Consider the following 18,010-nt stretch of genomic DNA (forward strand, 5'->3'; position numbering starts at 1 on the left):
GACATAGGCTTAGCGGTAGATTAATTGCTCTAAGTCGAATGCCCATTCAACCTGTCCCGACTCTTATTATAAGAAGCCGAATAATTAACAAGGACGAATAACATGAGCAACCCCATTCAAGCCGAAGTACTCAAACGTGTTGCCGAAGTGTTTGACCAACATGTGCCTTTTCATAATTTATTGGGTCTGGACATTAAGCGTTACGACATCAATGGTGTTGAAGTGGCGATTAATATGAAGCCAGAACTCATAGGCAATATTCACCAGCAAATTCTCCACGGCGGCGTAACCGCAACGGTACTCGATGTCGTAGGCGGGCTCACGGCCTTTGCAGGTCTCGTTGCCAGCCGTGATGATTGGACAATTGAAGAATTACAACAACGGCTGCAAACCTTGGGCACTATCGATATGCGGGTGGATTACCTCAGGCCTGGGCGCGGGCAAGTGTTTACTGGCACAGGCAGTGTGATCCGAGCGGGTAATCGCGTCTCGGTTTGCCGAATGGAGTTACACAATGAACAAGGAACCCATATTGCCTTCGGCACAGGTACTTATATGGTTGGCTAATCTGTTATCAGGCGAATCTGTTATCACACATGGTTTTTTAAGAAATTATTTACCGCATTCGACAGCAATAAACTAAAGGGAAATATCTAGATTAATCAGATATTTTCCCCTTTTTAATCGCTAGCGTTCGCCATTAGAGACATCCTGTAACGAAAAAGGAGGCTGCACACACCTTGAGTCGAGCGGCGTACACTCCTACAATCGCCGTCCTGTTGTTTTTCGAAGATTTCTCATGCCTGATACTGAATACCGCAAAGGGATCCTACTCGCCGTCAGTGCTTACTGTATGTGGGGGTTTGCGCCTTTATATTTCAAACTGCTTCATCATGTTTCTGCGACCGAAATTTTATTGCATCGGGTGATCTGGTCATTTGTATTTATGGTGATCATCATGATGTTTATTGGCGGTTTTGGCAAACTGCGCCAACTATTTAAACAACCAAAACAACTGCTTGTACTGACAATCACCTCCCTGTTAATTGCTGGGAACTGGCTGCTTTTTATCTGGGCCGTTAATAATGATCATATGCTCGATGCTAGCTTAGGCTACTTTATTAACCCACTGCTTAATGTATTGCTGGGCATGCTGTTTTTGGGAGAAAGATTACGTAAGCTGCAATGGTTTGCCGTTGCGCTAGCCAGTACTGGAGTGCTAATTCAGTTGATTTCATTTGGCTCAATCCCCATTGTCTCCCTCGCCTTAGCGGGCACCTTCGGGGTATATGCTCTGCTACGTAAAAAGGTCAACGTGGATGCTAAATCGGGTCTGCTAGTCGAAACCGCCATTCTGCTACCGGTCGCATTGGTTTATCTGGTTGCGACCTTAGATAGCGCCACGGCGAATATGCTCACCAACGATTGGCACCTTAATTTATTGTTGATGGCAGCCGGGATTGTTACCACGATTCCACTATTGTGTTTTGCTGGTGCAGCGGTACGCATTCCATTGTCTATGCTCGGCTTTTTCCAATATATCGGCCCGAGTATTATGTTTATCCTCGCGGTAACCTTATTCAATGAATCCTTCGATGCAGAGAAGAGCATTACCTTTGGTTTTATCTGGAGCGCCCTGCTAGTGTTCACCTTCGATATGGCCTATAAACGCAAAACGGCGCGATAATATCGCGCCGTATCCAATGGTTACAAAAGTAGTGGTAAGTGTACTGGACCTGCTACTTTTGTAGTTGGGCTAAAAATTTCTCGCCCTCGGGTACAGATAAGAGCAGATTGTAGCCTCGCGTCGTTGGCACTAACACTAGCTCGGATTTATCCGTCACTGCCACAAATGCCTTGCCCTTCCCCTTCAAATTAAACCAGCCAAGTTGATACCCTGGCATACCGATACCATTGGTTTTAAAGCTGGGCGCTAAATCCGCCTCCTGCTTCAAGTCGATAAGACGCGCCTGCTCGACCAGCAGTTCGGAACGCGCTAATTGCACTTTATAGAAGGGAATATCGAGTTTTAGCTCGGTGTCGGTTAGCGCGATTTCAGCATTATGGGATTGATAAAACACCCAAGAAAATCCACCAATCATCACTAACAAGATGCCTAAGCTCGCCGATTTAGCCACTTTCGGCATAGGTTTAACCCACAACATCCACAGTAAGCCAGCTAAACCTAACAGCAAGATAATAAAGCTTAAAATTGAAGTTTGAGTCAGAGGCGCGAGGGAGAAAAACTGAGTCACCATGGTGGGCAGTCCTTAAGGAAGAAAAGCTTAATCTGCCAACAAAGACATATTATGTCAACAAAAATGCCAGCGCTAGGCTGGCATCTTATCAAGCGTAAAAAGCTTACAGATCAAGGGCGAGAATTTTAGAGCGGCGCTGATAGTTATACAGCTGCTTTTTCTTCTGCGGCAATGCATCCACATCTTCAATCACAAAGCCATGTTCTAAGAACCAGTGAATGCTGCGGGTAGTCAAGGCAAACAAACGGGAATAACCCCGATGACGCGCCTGACCTATGATGTTTTTCAGCAGCAGACTGCCCCTATCCGCATCGCGATAATCTGGATGCACCACTAAACAGGCAAACTCACCGGCGTTATCCTCCTCGAACGGATACAGAGCCGCGCAGCCAATCACTAAGCCGTCTCGCTCAATCAACATAAACTGCTCGATCTCAATCTCAAGCTGCTCACGGCTTCGGCGCACTAAAATGCCTTGCTCTTCCAGAGGACGGATTAAATTCAATATGCCGCCAATATCGCTAATCGATGCGCGGCGCAGGCGCTCAGCGCTTTCTGTCACGATTTGCGTGCCTATGCCTTCGCGGGAGAACAACTCCTGCAGCAAGGCACCATCATCAAGATAGCTAACCAAATGACAACGGGGTACCCCATTACGGCACGCATCAATACTCGCCTTGAGGAAAGCCATCGTGCCCACACAGGCAGAACCTTGCTCAGCAAGCTTAGTCAGAATATTTTGCGCATCATTTGGCATTAATTCGGCAATCACATCGCCATTGCGATCGAGGATGCCATTTTGCGAACTAAAGCCAATCATCTTGTCGGCCTTAAGCTTGATAGCAACCTGAGTGGCAATCTCTTCGGCCGTGAGGTTAAAGCTTTCGCCAGTGACGGATGCAGCAATCGGCCCCATCAACACGATACAGTGGTTATCGAGCTGACGCTTAAGCCCTTGAGTATCGATACGGCGCACTTTGCCGCTTAGACAAAAATCCACACCATTATCGACGCCCAGTGGCTGAGCAATCACAAAGTTACCGCTGACTAAGTTAATTTGCGCACCTTGCATCGGCGTATTGCTTAAACTCATCGATAAACGCGCGGTAATATCAAACTGTAATGCACCCGCGACTTGCTTAATGACTTTGAGTGAGTCTTCATCCGTGATACGTACACCTTCGTGGTAGGCGGGTTCAATCCCATTGGCGGCTAACGCTGCATCGATTTGCGGCCTCGCGCCATACACCAACACCACTTTAATACCCAAACTGTGTAACAACGCCACGTCATTCAAAATGCCGCGAAATTGATTTTGTGCTAAAGCCTCGCCACCCAACATCACCACAAAGGTTTTCCCTCTATGGGCATTAACGTAAGGGGCAGAATGACGAAATCCATCAACCAGTTCAGTGGTACGCACGCGTTGTTTACACCTCATATTTAAGCTGGTACCCCCAAAATGGCTTACCAGGAGTGAATAACGAAAACCCGCGTATAGTATTGCATTTTAATTCACCAATAAAGAATTTATTCTCATTAAAATGCAGTTTTAATACAACAAAGTGCTTATATTTTCAAAAAATTGCACTTTTGATAAATGATTACATTTTTTTAACCAAATATGATTTAGTCGCAATCGCCAAATATGGGACAGATTTATCTCATCTTGATGACGAAAAGCCAAAAAAAAAGCCCCTTAGATAAGGGGCTTTTCTCGAAACACTAAACAAGGATTACTTGATTTTTGCTTCTTTGTAGATAACGTGCTGACGAATAACTGGATCAAATTTTTTGATTTCCATTTTTTCTGGCATGTTACGCTTGTTTTTTTCAGTTGTGTAGAAGTGACCAGTTTTAGCTGTAGAAACTAATTTGATCTTCTCACGATTACCTTTAGCTTTAGCCATGATCTATTACACCTTCTCGCCACGGGCACGAAGTTCAGCAACAACAACTTCAATACCTTTCTTATCGATCAGACGGATACCTTTAGTAGATACACGTAACTGTACGAAACGTTTTTCTTCTTCTAACCAAAAACGGTGGTTTTGTAGGTTAGGTAAAAAACGACGACGGGTCGCGTTTTTTGCGTGCGAACGGTTGTTACCAACCATCGGCTTCTTGCCAGTAACTTGGCATACTCTTGACATGTCAATCTTCTCCAAAAACAATTTTAACGCTCGAGCATTAATGTGCCTCGTATGGCCGTCGCCCGAGGCACAAAGAGGGCGCATTTTATACACGATCACAGAGTGAAGATCAAGTGTTAGATTAATTAATCCAGCCTCGTTCCGCGAAGGAAACTATCTCTCGATCACCAACAACCATATGATCCAACAGGGATACATCTATGGTTGCCAACGCATTTTTTAATCGCTCAGTTATTCGTCTGTCAGCCTGACTGGGCTCGGCAATACCAGACGGATGATTGTGACACACTATGACGGCAGCAGCCTTTTTCTCCAGCACTAAGCTCACCACTTCACGTGGGTACACTGAGGCTGAATCTATTGTTCCGCGGAATAATTCGACGAACTGAATCACTCTATGCTGGCTATCCAGCAGCAAAATTGCGAACACTTCATAGGAGCGGTCAGCTAATTGTCTCATTAAATAATCCCGAGTTAAATCGGGATTTGTCAAAACCTGACCTCTCTGCAGGTTTTCTTGTGCCACACGCCTCGCTAATTCAGCCGCGGCTTGAAGCTGGGCGTATTTTACAGGTCCCACGCCAGGAAGTCGACACACCTGATGCTTTGGTGCGCAAAGTAAGCTTCTTAAACCACCAAATTCTTGAATAAGTGAACGGGCAAGGTCTACGGCATTCAGCCCTGACAGGCCATTACGCAACAACACCGCCAGTAATTCGGCATCCGAGAGATGACTAGCGCCTTTTAGCAATAACTTATCCCGCGGCCCTTCTCCCTCTGGCCAATCCTTAATCGCCATGTGACCTCCTGTCGTCGCATATTTTTACTTTAGCAAGTATGGACGAGATTTTTTGAACTGGGACAGTCACGCCAATTCATCGCTTTGTGGTATGGTTGGCGACATTATTTCAATCTCGGATGATGTCTGTGAGCCTGATAACGAAAAACGTCCTGCTGGGTATTGGTGGCGGCATTGCGGCCTACAAAAGTGCGGATTTAGTGCGCCGCTTAAAAGAACGCGGCTTTGATGTACGTGTGGTCATGAGCCAAAGTGCGATGGAATTTATTACCCCACTCACACTGCAAGCCTTATCAGGGCATCCGGTATCATCGAGCTTACTCGATCCCGCTGCCGAAGCGGCGATGGGCCATATTGAACTGGCGCGCTGGGCCGATTTAGTGATTATCGCCCCTGCTACAGCAAATCTTCTCGCCCGTATCAATGCAGGCATGGCAGATGAATTAATCACAACCACTTGTCTTGCCACTGAAGCGCCAATTGCGCTCTGTCCAGCAATGAATCAGCAGATGTATCGTAATCTCGCCACTCAAGCCAATTTAGCCAGTTTACAAAGCCGTGGTTACACCCTGTGGGGACCGGCAAGTGGCAGTCAAGCTTGCGGTGAAGTGGGCCCTGGCCGCATGCTCGAACCGCTCGAAATTGCCGAACTTGCGAGTCGCTTTTTTGCAACAAAAGATGTCTATGCTGAACAGGAGTCACAACCGCTAGCAGGCCAATCGGTACTGATCACCGCAGGCCCAACCCGCGAAGCCATCGATCCTGTACGCTATATCTCTAATCACAGCTCAGGCAAGATGGGCTTTGCCTTAGCGAAGGCCGCGGCCGATATGGGCGCCGATGTGACCTTGGTCGCAGGACCCGTAAATTTAGCCACCCCAGAAGGGGTGACACGAATCAATGTTGAATCGGCACAGAATATGCTCGATGCTGTGATGGAGAATGTTGATAATAAAGATATTTTTATCGGCTGTGCGGCGGTTGCTGACTATCGCGTCAGCGATATTGCCACCAGTAAAATCAAAAAGTCAGCGGAAGAAATGCAACTTGCGCTGGTGAGGAATCCTGATATCTTAGCGACGGTCGCAAGCTTGGCAAACCGTCCTTTTATGGTGGGATTTGCCGCAGAAACCCATGATGTAGAAGCCTACGCCCGCGATAAACTCAAACGTAAAAATTTGAATATGATCGCGGCAAACGATGTATCCGTTGCTGGTCTAGGCTTTAACGCCGATGCCAATGCCCTGCGCGTATTCTGGCCACAGGGTAGTCAAGATTTGCCTGCTACCGATAAACTCACGTTGGCTCGGCAATTACTTTCGTTGATAGTGAAAGAAAAACAACACAAATGAAAACACCGATTGAATTAAAGATCCTCGATTCCCGTATTGGCTCTGAATTCCCGCTGCCTGCCTATGCCACACCAGGCAGCGCAGGCATGGATCTTCGCGCCATGATAGATACCACCATGACGATAGCCCCGGGAGAAACTCAGTTAATCCCAACGGGTATCGCCATCCATGTAGCAGATCCAGGCCTTGCAGCAGTGATTTTACCGCGTTCAGGCCTTGGGCATAAGCACGGTATCGTCCTTGGAAATCTGGTTGGGCTTATCGATTCGGATTATCAGGGGCCCTTAATGGTCTCTTGTTGGAACCGCAGCGATACCCCATTTACCTTAGAAATCGGTGATCGTCTCGCACAACTGGTGTTTGTCCCTGTGGTACAAGCACAATTCAAACTCGTTGATGAGTTCGATAGCTCAGACCGTGGTGAAGGTGGATTTGGCCATTCTGGCACTAAATAACCTGAATCGTTATTGAGCGAAGGATACTGCAATGGCTGTAAGCCCAAAAATTAATCGTCGTGAACACATACTGCAATGCCTAGCACAAATGCTAGAAACCAGCCCAGGACAACGTATTACCACCGCTAAACTCGCCTCAGAAGTCGGCGTATCGGAAGCGGCACTCTATCGCCACTTCCCGAGTAAGGCACGGATGTTCGAAGGGTTAATTGAGTTTATTGAAGAGTCATTACTCTCTCGTATCAACATCATCATGGATGATGAAAAAGACACCATGAAACGCTGTCAACTGGTGCTGCAACTACTGCTGATTTTTGCCGAGCGTAATCCAGGGATCTCGCGCGTCCTCAATGGTGATGCGCTTTTAGGTGAAAATGAGCGTCTGCGTAGCCGCATTAGTACGCTATTTGCAAAAATAGAAACTCAACTTAAGCAAATTTTGCGGGAAAAGACCCTGCGAGAAGGCAAAGGCTTTAATTTAGATGAGGCTATTTTAGCTAATTTGCTGTTAGCCTTCGCAGAGGGGCGAATTGCTCAATTTGTCCGCAGTGAGTTTAAACTAAAACCCACACAACACTTCGATGAACAGTGGCGCTTTATTCAGCATCAGCTGTTGCAAAGCTAATGATTTATCAACATAAAGGACGGTAATCACCGTCCTTTCTTTTATCCCCTACTCCTTGTATCGGTATTTCTTTTGTTTTAATCTCGAGTAAACATTTACAAAACAAAAACCACAATAATATTACAAGGATGTCAGATGAAATCTTTGCCATTTGCTGCATTGGCCGTAATTTGCTTGCCTATTATGCCTTTCAGCACATTAGCGGCCGAAACCTCGGCCACAAATGCCCTGTCACAATCCCAATTATTCAGTCGCGGTAACGAGTACTCTAACGTCAAAATCTCGCCTACCGGCAAATACTTAAGTGCAATCACCAGTGTCGAAGGCAAGAATGTCCTCTTAGTACTCGATGCACAAACCAAAAAATTGCTTAACGCAATTCGCTTCCCGAGCAACGCGCAGGTAGGCACCTATGAATGGGCCAATAGCGAGCGCATAGTACTGGCAAAAGAATACCTTAAGGGCTGGAGCGATGTGCCCCAATACTACGGCGAATTAATGGCGGTTAATGCCGATGGTTCTCGCCCAAAATATTTATTTGGTTATAAAAGTAGCGAGCAACAAACAGGATCGAATCTCAAGAAAAATACTCCTATAAGTGCTACCGCCTTTATTCTCGATCCCCTGCCTGATGACGAGCGTTATATGTTAGTCAATGCGATCCCATGGGGTGGTGCCCCCAACTTTACTGAAACACTTCAGGATGTTTACCGCGTTGACTTATTTAGCGGGGTTCGTAAACGTATAACAGGCTCCCCCATTGGCCGAGCACGCTTTATGACAGACCATGAGGGTGAAGTCCGCTTTGTGGCAGGGGAAGATGGCAAAAACATCACTAAAGTCTTTTACCGCAAAGATGGCGAATGGATAAACACCGACAAACTTAACCTTGGCTTAAGTGATTTTACGCCTATCTCTTTCGCTGATAATAAAAATACCATCTATGCTGCGGGTCGCGTGGGCACTGAAACCTTAGGCGTCTATCGCATCAACCTCGAAACAGGCGAGAAGGCCGAGATCATTCAAGATGAGGTTGTAGATCCGAGCAACTTCTGGATCAATGGCACAAACAAACAGCTCTATGCCGTTGAATTTGAAAATGGCTATCCCAGTTATGCATTTGTCGATAACAACGATAGCCACGCCAAACTACTCAAGGATTTAATTGCAGCTCTACCCGGGCATCAAGTACGGATTGTCAGCGAAACCCGTAATGGCGAGCAACTGGTGGTGATTGCATTTAACGACCGCAATCCCGGTGATTACTATTTGTTTGATACTAAAAAGCTCAAGCTAGAGTATCTAGCCACCGCTCGCAAATGGCTCGACCCAGAGCAAATGGCGGAGGTTAAACCCATTAGCTTCACCAACCGCGATGGCCAGAAAATCCATGGCTACTTAACCTTACCCTTCGGCAAAGAAGCCAAAAATCTCCCTTTGGTCGTCAATCCCCATGGTGGCCCCCATGGTATTCGTGACTGGTGGGGCTTTGACCCTCAAAATCAATTACTCGCCCAAAATGGTATCGCGGTATTACAGGTTAACTTCCGTGGCTCAGGTGGTTATGGCAAGCGTTTCGAGCGAGCTGGCTATCAAAAATGGGGCTCGGATATTCAGCACGATATTATCGATGCGACTCAATATGTGATTGACCAAGGCTTTGCCGATAAAGAACGAGTTTGTATCGCAGGCGGTAGCTTTGGCGGCTATAGCGCCCTACAAAGCGCAGTATTAGCCCCCGATATGTTTAAATGCGCGGTTGGGTTTGCTGGTGTGTATGATCTGGAGTTGATGTTTGATGAAGGTGACGTCGCCAGAACACGTTCAGGCACAAGCTATCTTAAGGACGTACTCGGCCAAGACAAAGCCACCCTAAAAGCCATGTCTCCCTCAGAGAACGTTGCTAAATTAAAAGCGAACCTCTTACTGGTTCACGGTGGTGACGATGAGCGAGCGCCGATTGAACAATTAGAATCACTAGAAAAAGCCCTCAAAGCCCATAATTATCCTTACCAAAAACTGGTGATGGATAACGAAGGCCATGGTTTTTATAACGATGAGCATAGAGCCAAATATTACGATCAGATGCTGAGCTTCTTAAAAACCAACTTAAAACTTTAGTACTCACTAAAATAACTAGGGCGTGTTGACGTTTCGAGATTAAATTTTGTTCGTTCTGGCAAGCACGTGCTCGCGAAACGAGGAATGATGTGTAGTTATTCTACTCAAATGACGAGCGGCTCTTATGACAGAAAGTAAGAGCAAGGGCTTGCCAGACGACCCCTTCGGGCAGCATTTGGCTGGCTTTTCTGCCGCGTTATCGTCCGTTTATGTAGAATAACTACACAGCACGGACTTTGCCTTGCATAAAAGCCAGCCACATTGCTGCAAAAATAATCCTGAAACGTCAACACGCCCTATTATCTTCATCAAGATAATAATGTTTTAACGCCCCGAGGAGCCGATAATCGATAAGGACTATCGGCTTTTTCATCTTCAGCGTGAGCGTTTTTTGGTATGAATTATCCGCAATTCGCGCTATTCTCCCCCACCTTGTTCTTACCCAGATAAGAACCAGTCGATTTGTACCTGAGTTCACCCATTGTACAAACTCAGTTTAGGGTGCTAGGTTTTCAGTGATAGCCGCTACTGAAGTAGTGGAGGATAAAAATGTCATTAAGTGAAGCAGCAGTAAAAGTACAAGCCGCCCTGCAAGAGCGCGGACTTGAAACCCCCATGCTCCCCAGTGTGTTTACTCCTGAAGAGCGTAAGGACAAGATTGAACACCATATGAAGGAAATTCTGACGCTTATGTCACTGGATCTTTCTGATGACAGTCTTGCCGATACCCCACGCCGCATCGCCAAAATGTATGTCGACGAAATCTTCTCCGGTCTAGATTATGCTAACTTCCCGAAGATCACTGTGATTGATAACAAAATGGGCTTTGATGAAATGGTGCGCGTACAGGATATTAGCCTGACCAGTACCTGTGAACATCACCTTGTCACTATTGATGGCACAGCAACCATTGCGTATCTTCCACGTAAAAAAATTATTGGTTTATCAAAGATTAACCGCATTGTACGTTTCTTTGCCCAACGTCCTCAGGTACAAGAGCGTTTGACTCAGCAAGTGTTAGTCGCGCTGCAGACCTTGCTCGAAACTAAAGATGTTGCGGTTAAAATGGATGCGGTGCATTACTGCGTAAAATCCCGCGGCGTAATGGACTCCACTAGCTCCACCACCACTACGGCCTTAGGTGGCATTTTTAAATCCAACCCCGCGACCCGCGCCGAGTTTTTACACCAGTCGAAGTAAGACCTTACTTTGTGTGAGATATAAAAAAACGCTGCCATTCTTATTGAATTGCAGCGTTTCTGTTTTAGCGGTTTATAACACGCTTAAGCCTTATTAGGCCTCGATGCCATACTGCTCACGGTATTGGCTTACCGCTGCTAGTTGCGCTTCCATACCTGGTTTTTCAGATAAATAGCGGATCAGATCCGCAAGCTTGATGATCGCCACAATACCACAGCCAAAATCACGCTCGACCTCTTGGATGGCTGACAATTCGCCCTTGCCCTTTTCTTGCCTATCCAGCGCAATTAATACGCCTGCCAGCTGCGCTTGATGAGCTTCGATGATTTCCATCGACTCACGGATCGCCGTTCCCGCAGTGATCACATCGTCCACCAGCATCACCCGACCTTTAAGCTCGCTACCGACTAAGCTACCGCCCTCACCGTGATCTTTTTTCTCTTTACGGTTAAAGCAGTAGGGAATATCGATATCGTGATGTTCGCACAAAGCCACCGCTGTCGTGGTCGCAATCGGAATACCTTTGTAAGCTGGGCCAAACAACAGATCGTACTCTATGCCAGAATCCACTAACGCCGCCGCATAAAAACGCCCTAAACGGGCTAAATCACGGCCAGTATTGAATAAACCCGCATTAAAGAAATAAGGACTGATACGGCCCGATTTAAGGGTAAACTCGCCGAATCGCAACACCTGACGCTCTAGGGCAAATTCAATAAACTCACGTTGATAGGCTTTCACAATCTCTCCTTACGACTTTAACGTTCTATTTTTATTGGGTTATAGCAAAATTGATTTAATAAAAAGCCCCATAACGGGGCTTTTTATCAATAACAATTAATTTAATGCGGCTTTCTGCACATCGACGATTTCGCGAATACTGTTCTTCGCTAAACCAAGTAGCTCAATCAACTCTTCGTGAGTAAACGGTTCACCTTCGGCAGTACCTTGAATTTCGATAATCTTACCGGTTTCTGTCATTACCACGTTCATATCGGTTTCGGCTGCGCTGTCTTCAACATACTCTAGGTCGCTTATCGCTTCACCGTTGTAGATACCCACGCTGACCGCAGCGATTAAGAACTTAAGCGGGTTAGATTTAATAATGCCTTTACCACGAGCCCAGTTAAGCGCATCCACTAAGGCGACACAAGCACCAGTGATTGACGCGGTGCGAGTACCGCCATCAGCTTGGATCACATCACAATCGATGACAATGGTGTTTTCACCCAGCGCTTTCATATCCACACAGGCACGCAACGCACGGCCGATAAGACGTTGAATTTCTTGCGTGCGGCCAGATTGTTTACCACGAGCGGCTTCACGATCCATACGGCTATGGGTTGAGCGTGGCAACATGCCGTATTCCGCCGTTACCCAGCCTTGGCCCTGACCTTTAAGGAAACGCGGTACACCCTCAGTAAAACTGGCGGTACAAAGCACTTTAGTTTCGCCAAATTCGACTAACACAGAACCTTCGGCATGGGCCGTAAATTGGCGAGTGATAGTAATGGGGCGTGTTTGTGCTGGCGTTCTGTTACTTGGACGCATGCGAAATTCCTGTATTCTGAGTCATTGACCGATTTTGGCTGCATATTATAGGGTTTTGTGCCTATAGATGCCATGCTTAGGGTGATTCTCTAGCAAACTCGTCACACAAACACCTAATCCTCCTCGCGAGTAGTGGTATGCCTTTAATCCTAAAGCCATTGACTCTATAATCGCCTCTCATTATGACGATTAAACCACTAGGACAACCCATGATCCAAAGCATGACAGCCTACGCTCGCATTGAGCACAAAGCACAATGGGGCACTGCCTCTTGGGAAATTCGCTCAGTCAACCAGCGTTATCTCGAAACTTACCTACGTCTGCCAGAACAATTCCGCAGCTTCGAGCCCGTTTTACGCGACCGCCTGCGTAAACGCTTAAGCCGCGGTAAAGTCGAGGTCAATTTACGCTACGAATTAGCCGATAACAGCAATAACGAACTTAAATTAAACCAAGGGTTAGCCAAACAGCTACTCGACGCCGCTAGTTGGCTCAAACAAGAAGCCGGACAAGGCGAAGTCAACCTCACCGATATTTTGCGCTGGCCAGGAGTACTTTCTAGTGCTGAGCAGGATATGGACGCGGTTGGTGCCGATTTAATGACCGCCTTCGACTTAGCTATCGACCAATTCATTGAAGCCCGAGGCCGTGAAGGCGCAGCCATCAAAGACATGCTCTTAAGCCGTTTAGACGGCGTCAGCGAGCAAATCGCCGTTGTACGCGAGCATATGCCTAAAGTCATGGAATATCAGCGCGATAAACTCACCAATCGTCTCGCCGAAATCAAAGGTGAACTCGATCCCGCCCGCATCGAGCAGGAGATGATCTTGTTAGCGCAAAAACAAGATGTGGCAGAGGAAATGGACAGGCTCGAAGCCCATGTTAACGAAGCCCGCCGCATCCTCAAAAAAGGCGGCAGCGAAGGTCGCCGTTTAGATTTTATGATGCAAGAATTTAACCGCGAATCGAACACCCTCGCCTCTAAATCCATCAGCACCGAAATCACCGCCGCCGCCGTCGAGCTCAAAGTGCTCATCGAACAAATGCGCGAGCAGATCCAAAACGTTGAATGATATCCATAGGCATCCATAAAGCACCATTAACCATTGTTTTTGATTGGTTTTAATATTTAACCCGTCTACTAACATCCATCTATACCCACCACTACCCACCGCCATATGGTGGGTATATTGGTGGGTATGCTACAATAACTCCGATCGTCAGTGGTGGGTATTATTGGCTTTCATAAAAGCAACCTTAAGGTCATGATGGGGAATGGATTTATGGGAAACCTGACAGTAAAAGAGATTGAGTCCAAGGCTAAAGGAGAACCTGGCCGGTATGCAGATGGAGCCGGTCTGTATTTTGTTGTCCCAAAGCTTGGCGTTCCATATTGGATGCTCCGTTACACGGCGCAATCCAAACGCAAGGAAATGACCTTAGCAAAATACAGTGATATGTCTCTTGCGGATGCGCGTGCGGAAGCTGCTACCAAAATGAAACAGTTTCGCGATGGTCTCGACCCGCTCATAGCCAAAAAACGTGCAGAGCAATCCAAAATCAAAACCGTTGATGATCTCTTTGCCGATTGGCATTTAGGTAACATTAAAAGACTCAAGCACCACGAAATCCCCGAACGTATCTACCGTAAAGACATTGCTCCCCATATAGGCAGCTTCAACGTCGATAGCGTCACAGCCAGAGACATAAAGGCTGTATTACAAGCCATTGCAGCCACTAACCGCCCAGCAATAGCTAACGATGCTCTAATGTACTGCAAGCAGCTTTTTAATCACGGCATAAAGCTGGATCTGCTTGGCGCAAATCCCGCAAGTGCATTTTCTATATCAGATGCTGGTGGCTTAGAAAAAAGTAAAGACCGCGCTTTAACGCGAGAGGAAGTCACCACGTTTTTTAAAATCGCTAGGGAAAATAGTAACAGCTTTAGCCGTGACAACTATCTAGCATGTGCACTACTGATTACATTGGGAGTACGTAAGTCTGAGTTAGCTGAAGCGCCTTGGAAGGAGTTTAATCTTGATGAGAAGGTGTGGAATCTGTCAAAAAACAGGAGCAAATCTGGAGTGGGTATTGCGATTCCATTGCCGCCCATAGTGATGGAATGGCTATATGAGCTAAAAATCAGAGCATATGACTCCGAGTATGTCTTCCCCAGCAGACGCTCAAGTAAAAATCCCCATATGGGTCCTGATACGCTAAACCGAGCAATCACTAAACTATTTGGCCACGAAGCCGGTAAGAAAAAACAACCCCCAAACTTAATGGGTGATATGCCCCACTTCACTGTGCACGATCTACGTCGTACCTGCCGCACCCTGCTTGCAAAACAAGGAACGCCAGGGCACGTTGCAGAGCGTTGCCTTAACCACAAACTAAAGGGTGTTGAAGGGATTTATAACCAGCATGATTATTTCGATGAGCGAAGGGAAGCGTTAGAAAAATTGTCACAATATTTAAAATTGATTATAAACACCTAATACTGAAATAATAACTATTTAGATCTAGCTCAGTTAAAGGCTTTTTAACTGAGCTTAGTATCTCAAATATCAATAGTAATATCTTACCTAAACTGGGTAAATCCTAACACATTGACCATAAATCCTTCACACGCCATAAAACCAATTAGTCCGCCAATAAATTGAGGTCCAACACTCCAAAATATACGTTTATAAAATGCATCCATAGCACCTGATGTAAAGTATGCATCTGGCCTAACAAAGCTTAAAAATACTCCACCTATAAAGGAGCCAATCGTCATAAACAGAGTTCCAGATAAAATGAAAGCTATCCATCCCCAAAAACCAAGTTCAACGTTGCTCTTGAATATTGTCAACAAAGCCATTGATAGTACTAATAAAAAACAAATTATCAGATATTTAATAAACCGGTCCATTTTTGAAACTCTCCTAACTGCTTTAAAATTAAGAGATTAGTAATAGCTATAACAAGTCATCTCGAAGGTGAGCGGATAGAGAAAATATATTAGATTTACCCCATCAACTGGTTCAGTCAGATTTGATGCAATAACCAACCTCCAAACTCATATTAGAAACCCTAATACATAACCAAAATATCCCAAAATGGGATATTTTACAACTTCGTCTACTATCGGCCCATGAAACAAAAGCTATGGTCGGATAGAGAAGAAGCCTTACGTAATGAATTGAAAGCTATGCGTAAAAATGCAGGCCTCAGTCAAAGTGAGCTCGCTCTTAAATTAGAAAAGCCCCAAAGTTTCGTATCCAAGTACGAGAGCGGGGAGCGTCAACTCAAAATCTTAGAACTTGAGCAGGTTTGCCTTGCCTGTGGCACATCAGCGCATGCATTTTTGAAAGGTTTTAGTGAGCAGTATCTAGAAAAAAACGAATAAAAAAGCCTCACTAAAGAGGCTTAACGCTATTAGGTCGCTTCAACGAACAACAAATCAAACTTGTGCTTTAGCTACAGTAAAACTTGGCTAGCTTTCTAAGCCGCCTGTGAAGTGGTGAATAAAAGCCGTCGGCTGCGCCCTAGTCCTCGCGTTTCTAAGCTGCCTGTAAGGCAGTGAACAGGTGCAAAAGGCCACAGAAAACCTTTCATTTTTTCTAAGCTGCCTGTAAGGCAATGAACTATGTAGGCATTTTAGTTCACCATCGAATATATTTCTAAGCTGCCTGTAAGGCAGTGAACATTTAAAACGCCGCCGCGAAATGTACCCATCATTTCTAAGCTGCCTGTAAGGCAGTGAACGGGGTCGTTGGCGGTCACCATGTGGTTTTCACTTTCTAAGCTGCCTGTAAGGCAGTGAACGGGGTCGTTGGCGGTCACCATGTGGTTTTCACTTTCTAAGCTGCCTGTAAGGCAGTGAACAGCAAGACGAATCCAACCGCATTATGCAGCAATTTTCTAAGCTGCCTGTAAGGCAGTGAACTCATGGCTCGTTGTATCGAAACCGATGTTCTTTTTCTAAGCTGCCTGTAAGGCAGTGAACCCACGCGATATAGGGTCGCCTAACTTATCGCATTTCTAAGCTGCCTGTAAGGCAGTGAACAGGTACACGGGCAGAACTCGCGATTACTGGCGTTTCTAAGCTGCCTGTAAGGCAGTGAACACCTGGGCCTTGCTTATTTAATGCCTCAAGCATTTCTAAGCTGCCTGTAAGGCAGTGAACCGCAGGGCATTGAGCCAGCTCTCTGGGTTGTTTTTCTAAGCTGCCTGTAAGGCAGTGAACCATCTGAGGCTTTTTGCGCCATGTTTACCATTTTTCTAAGCTGCCTGTAAGGCAGTGAACCCTTGTAAAAAGGATGATGCTTTTCCTCTGGATTTCTAAGCTGCCTGTAAGGCAGTGAACGCTTTCCAGCAACTATAGATATTGGACAAAATTTTCTAAGCTGCCTGTAAGGCAGTGAACTTAATATCCCATTATTACCACCTTTTGAAACTTTTCTAAGCTGCCTGTAAGGCAGTGAACTTAATGTTGTGCCTTTTGTTTCTGCTGGGAATTTTCTAAGCTGCCTGTAAGGCAGTGAACGGATTAAGGGTTTTAACCTTGGGCAACAACTCTTTCTAAGCTGCCTGTAAGGCAGTGAACTTGCATGCCATCAAAAACAGCAAGTCTATAACTTTCTAAGCTGCCTGTAAGGCAGTGAACATGTGAGGACGTTGCCGAACTGGCTAAAGAGCTTTCTAAGCTGCCTGTAAGGCAGTGAACTCAATGATTTAGTGGCTCGTTTGGCTGTGTTATTTCTAAGCTGCCTGTAAGGCAGTGAACTTCCAACATTGCACAGCGCAGTGCTTCTATATTTTCTAAGCTGCCTGTAAGGCAGTGAACATTTTGTCGCTTTTTATGGCAAACGGCCATGAATTTCTAAGCTGCCTGTAAGGCAGTGAACGCTTCGCCGTGCGAAGGCTTTGAGCCGCTTTATTTCTAAGCTGCCTGTAAGGCAGTGAACTGACGGCAAAAAATGAAGTGATACGGGATAACTTTCTAAGCTGCCTGTAAGGCAGTGAACTTAACGAACACTGTGTCAGTAGCCGCATCAAATTTCTAAGCTGCCTGTAAGGCAGTGAACGATTAGTGCTTGGGACCTATGTTGATCCGGTTTTTCTAAGCTGCCTGTAAGGCAGTGAACGCATGCAACAATGGCGCGCACTGGGATTTGCTTTTCTAAGCTGCCTGTAAGGCAGTGAACGTTCTGCGCGCTTCAACTTCAACATCTAACGCTTTCTAAGCTGCCTGTAAGGCAGTGAACTCGGGTGTGATAGGGCCCGTTATTTGGGTAAATTTCTAAGCTGCCTGTAAGGCAGTGAACGCGGCTATCAGCTGCGCCGCATTCAGGTTGCATTTCTAAGCTGCCTGTAAGGCAGTGAACGCCGAATATCACCCACTGGAGGACTTCAATGATTTCTAAGCTGCCTGTAAGGCAGTGAACTGGTTTGTGGAACAGTTAACAGATTAAACCATTTTCTAAGCTGCCTGTAAGGCAGTGAACTTTT

18 protein-coding genes and 1 CRISPR repeat array (1 of these 19 cut by a window edge) are annotated in these 18,010 nt (G+C 46.0%); of the genes, 10 read left to right on the top strand and 8 right to left on the bottom strand.

The annotated features are described in order from the left end of the window. Positions 1 to 102 precede the first annotated feature (102 nt). Together AEA42_RS10315 and rarD are read left to right on the top strand one after the other, a co-directional pair. Positions 103 to 567, top strand: a complete 465-nt coding sequence (locus AEA42_RS10315) for a thioesterase family protein (RefSeq protein ID WP_055647676.1) — start codon at positions 103 to 105, stop codon at positions 565 to 567. Between the two features lie 232 nt (positions 568 to 799). Beyond that, on the top strand, positions 800 to 1,687 hold the full coding sequence (gene rarD / locus AEA42_RS10320; protein ID WP_055647677.1) for an EamA family transporter RarD: 888 nt from the start codon (positions 800 to 802) through the stop codon (positions 1,685 to 1,687). Between the two features lie 52 nt (positions 1,688 to 1,739). On the opposite strand, the gene AEA42_RS10325 is transcribed toward rarD, so the two are convergent. The 5 genes from AEA42_RS10325 to radC form a co-directional block, all read right to left on the bottom strand. After that, a complete protein-coding gene (locus AEA42_RS10325) occupies positions 1,740 to 2,258 on the bottom strand; it encodes a PH domain-containing protein (protein ID WP_055647678.1) in 519 nt (172 codons plus the stop codon). 103 nt (positions 2,259 to 2,361) lie between these two features. Continuing rightward, positions 2,362 to 3,681, bottom strand: a complete 1,320-nt coding sequence (argA, locus tag AEA42_RS10330) for an amino-acid N-acetyltransferase (RefSeq protein WP_055647679.1) — start codon at positions 3,679 to 3,681, stop codon at positions 2,362 to 2,364. Between the two features lie 313 nt (positions 3,682 to 3,994). Continuing rightward, a complete protein-coding gene (gene rpmG, locus AEA42_RS10335; RefSeq protein WP_006079871.1) occupies positions 3,995 to 4,168 on the bottom strand; it encodes a 50S ribosomal protein L33 in 174 nt (57 codons plus the stop codon). 6 nt (positions 4,169 to 4,174) lie between these two features. Beyond that, the gene (gene rpmB / locus AEA42_RS10340) at positions 4,175 to 4,411 is read right to left on the bottom strand and encodes a 50S ribosomal protein L28 (RefSeq protein WP_006079870.1); all 237 of its coding nucleotides are present in this window, start codon (positions 4,409 to 4,411) and stop codon (positions 4,175 to 4,177) included. 121 nt (positions 4,412 to 4,532) lie between these two features. Next, on the bottom strand, positions 4,533 to 5,210 hold the full coding sequence (gene radC, locus AEA42_RS10345) for a DNA repair protein RadC (RefSeq protein WP_011073923.1): 678 nt from the start codon (positions 5,208 to 5,210) through the stop codon (positions 4,533 to 4,535). Between the two features lie 119 nt (positions 5,211 to 5,329). Here radC and coaBC point away from each other — a divergent pair, with 119 nt between their 5' ends. From coaBC to folE, 5 genes are all read left to right on the top strand, one after another. Continuing rightward, positions 5,330 to 6,562, top strand: coding sequence for a bifunctional phosphopantothenoylcysteine decarboxylase/phosphopantothenate--cysteine ligase CoaBC (gene coaBC / locus AEA42_RS10350; RefSeq protein WP_037422903.1), 1,233 nt, complete (start codon positions 5,330 to 5,332; stop codon positions 6,560 to 6,562). After that, on the top strand, positions 6,559 to 7,017 hold the full coding sequence (dut, locus tag AEA42_RS10355) for a dUTP diphosphatase (protein WP_011624324.1): 459 nt from the start codon (positions 6,559 to 6,561) through the stop codon (positions 7,015 to 7,017). Before coaBC ends, dut begins: the two co-directional genes overlap by 4 nt. Before the next feature lie 31 nt (positions 7,018 to 7,048). Next, complete coding sequence (slmA, locus tag AEA42_RS10360) at positions 7,049 to 7,642, top strand: nucleoid occlusion factor SlmA (RefSeq protein WP_011073926.1); 594 nt, start codon at positions 7,049 to 7,051, stop codon at positions 7,640 to 7,642. Between the two features lie 135 nt (positions 7,643 to 7,777). Continuing rightward, on the top strand, positions 7,778 to 9,763 hold the full coding sequence (locus AEA42_RS10365) for a S9 family peptidase (protein WP_055647680.1): 1,986 nt from the start codon (positions 7,778 to 7,780) through the stop codon (positions 9,761 to 9,763). A 549-nt stretch (positions 9,764 to 10,312) separates the two neighbouring features. Further along, a complete protein-coding gene (folE, locus tag AEA42_RS10370; RefSeq protein WP_037422910.1) occupies positions 10,313 to 10,963 on the top strand; it encodes a GTP cyclohydrolase I FolE in 651 nt (216 codons plus the stop codon). A gap of 93 nt (positions 10,964 to 11,056) precedes the next feature. Here folE and pyrE read toward each other — a convergent pair whose 3' ends face one another. After that, complete coding sequence (gene pyrE / locus AEA42_RS10375) at positions 11,057 to 11,704, bottom strand: orotate phosphoribosyltransferase (RefSeq protein WP_037422911.1); 648 nt, start codon at positions 11,702 to 11,704, stop codon at positions 11,057 to 11,059. 96 nt (positions 11,705 to 11,800) lie between these two features. Further along, on the bottom strand, positions 11,801 to 12,514 hold the full coding sequence (rph, locus tag AEA42_RS10380; RefSeq protein WP_011073930.1) for a ribonuclease PH: 714 nt from the start codon (positions 12,512 to 12,514) through the stop codon (positions 11,801 to 11,803). 209 nt (positions 12,515 to 12,723) lie between these two features. Between rph and AEA42_RS10385 the strand changes: the two genes are divergently transcribed. Both AEA42_RS10385 and AEA42_RS10390 read left to right on the top strand, forming a co-directional pair. After that, positions 12,724 to 13,587, top strand: coding sequence for a YicC/YloC family endoribonuclease (locus AEA42_RS10385; protein WP_037422912.1), 864 nt, complete (start codon positions 12,724 to 12,726; stop codon positions 13,585 to 13,587). Positions 13,588 to 13,797: 210 nt separating this feature from the next. Further along, the gene (locus tag AEA42_RS10390) at positions 13,798 to 15,012 is read left to right on the top strand and encodes a site-specific integrase (RefSeq protein WP_037430658.1); all 1,215 of its coding nucleotides are present in this window, start codon (positions 13,798 to 13,800) and stop codon (positions 15,010 to 15,012) included. A gap of 83 nt (positions 15,013 to 15,095) precedes the next feature. Here AEA42_RS10390 and AEA42_RS10395 read toward each other — a convergent pair whose 3' ends face one another. After that, positions 15,096 to 15,428 carry a membrane protein gene (locus AEA42_RS10395; protein ID WP_011071658.1) on the bottom strand — a complete coding sequence of 111 codons (333 nt, stop codon included), beginning with the start codon at positions 15,426 to 15,428 and terminating at the stop codon, positions 15,096 to 15,098. Between the two features lie 222 nt (positions 15,429 to 15,650). Here AEA42_RS10395 and AEA42_RS10400 point away from each other — a divergent pair, with 222 nt between their 5' ends. After that, positions 15,651 to 15,905: a helix-turn-helix transcriptional regulator gene (locus tag AEA42_RS10400; protein WP_037430643.1), complete on the top strand. Its 255-nt coding sequence runs from the start codon at positions 15,651 to 15,653 to the stop codon at positions 15,903 to 15,905. Between the two features lie 92 nt (positions 15,906 to 15,997). Beyond that, positions 15,998 to 18,010: a CRISPR direct-repeat array (repeat unit 24 nt; unit sequence TTTCTAAGCTGCCTGTAAGGCAGT); it runs 7,200 nt beyond the window's last position.

The sequence above is a fragment of the Shewanella sp. Sh95 genome (genome assembly GCF_001308045.1).
GTDB classification, from domain to species: domain Bacteria; phylum Pseudomonadota; class Gammaproteobacteria; order Enterobacterales; family Shewanellaceae; genus Shewanella; species Shewanella xiamenensis.

What these genes read in the sequence shown, in the direction of transcription:
- AEA42_RS10315 (WP_055647676.1), top strand. Translation starts at nt 103, where the DNA reads ATGAGCAACCCCATTCAAGCCGAAGTACTCAAACGTGTTGCCGAAGTG.
- rarD (WP_055647677.1), top strand. Translation starts at nt 800, where the DNA reads ATGCCTGATACTGAATACCGCAAAGGGATCCTACTCGCCGTCAGTGCT.
- AEA42_RS10325 (WP_055647678.1), bottom strand. Translation starts at nt 2,258, where the DNA reads ATGGTGACTCAGTTTTTCTCCCTCGCGCCTCTGACTCAAACTTCAATT.
- rpmG (WP_006079871.1), bottom strand. Translation starts at nt 4,168, where the DNA reads ATGGCTAAAGCTAAAGGTAATCGTGAGAAGATCAAATTAGTTTCTACA.
- rpmB (WP_006079870.1), bottom strand. Translation starts at nt 4,411, where the DNA reads ATGTCAAGAGTATGCCAAGTTACTGGCAAGAAGCCGATGGTTGGTAAC.
- radC (WP_011073923.1), bottom strand. Translation starts at nt 5,210, where the DNA reads ATGGCGATTAAGGATTGGCCAGAGGGAGAAGGGCCGCGGGATAAGTTA.
- coaBC (WP_037422903.1), top strand. Translation starts at nt 5,330, where the DNA reads ATGATGTCTGTGAGCCTGATAACGAAAAACGTCCTGCTGGGTATTGGT.
- dut (WP_011624324.1), top strand. Translation starts at nt 6,559, where the DNA reads ATGAAAACACCGATTGAATTAAAGATCCTCGATTCCCGTATTGGCTCT.
- slmA (WP_011073926.1), top strand. Translation starts at nt 7,049, where the DNA reads ATGGCTGTAAGCCCAAAAATTAATCGTCGTGAACACATACTGCAATGC.
- AEA42_RS10365 (WP_055647680.1), top strand. Translation starts at nt 7,778, where the DNA reads ATGAAATCTTTGCCATTTGCTGCATTGGCCGTAATTTGCTTGCCTATT.
- folE (WP_037422910.1), top strand. Translation starts at nt 10,313, where the DNA reads ATGTCATTAAGTGAAGCAGCAGTAAAAGTACAAGCCGCCCTGCAAGAG.
- rph (WP_011073930.1), bottom strand. Translation starts at nt 12,514, where the DNA reads ATGCGTCCAAGTAACAGAACGCCAGCACAAACACGCCCCATTACTATC.
- AEA42_RS10385 (WP_037422912.1), top strand. Translation starts at nt 12,724, where the DNA reads ATGATCCAAAGCATGACAGCCTACGCTCGCATTGAGCACAAAGCACAA.
- AEA42_RS10390 (WP_037430658.1), top strand. Translation starts at nt 13,798, where the DNA reads ATGGGAAACCTGACAGTAAAAGAGATTGAGTCCAAGGCTAAAGGAGAA.
- AEA42_RS10395 (WP_011071658.1), bottom strand. Translation starts at nt 15,428, where the DNA reads ATGGACCGGTTTATTAAATATCTGATAATTTGTTTTTTATTAGTACTA.
- AEA42_RS10400 (WP_037430643.1), top strand. Translation starts at nt 15,651, where the DNA reads ATGAAACAAAAGCTATGGTCGGATAGAGAAGAAGCCTTACGTAATGAA.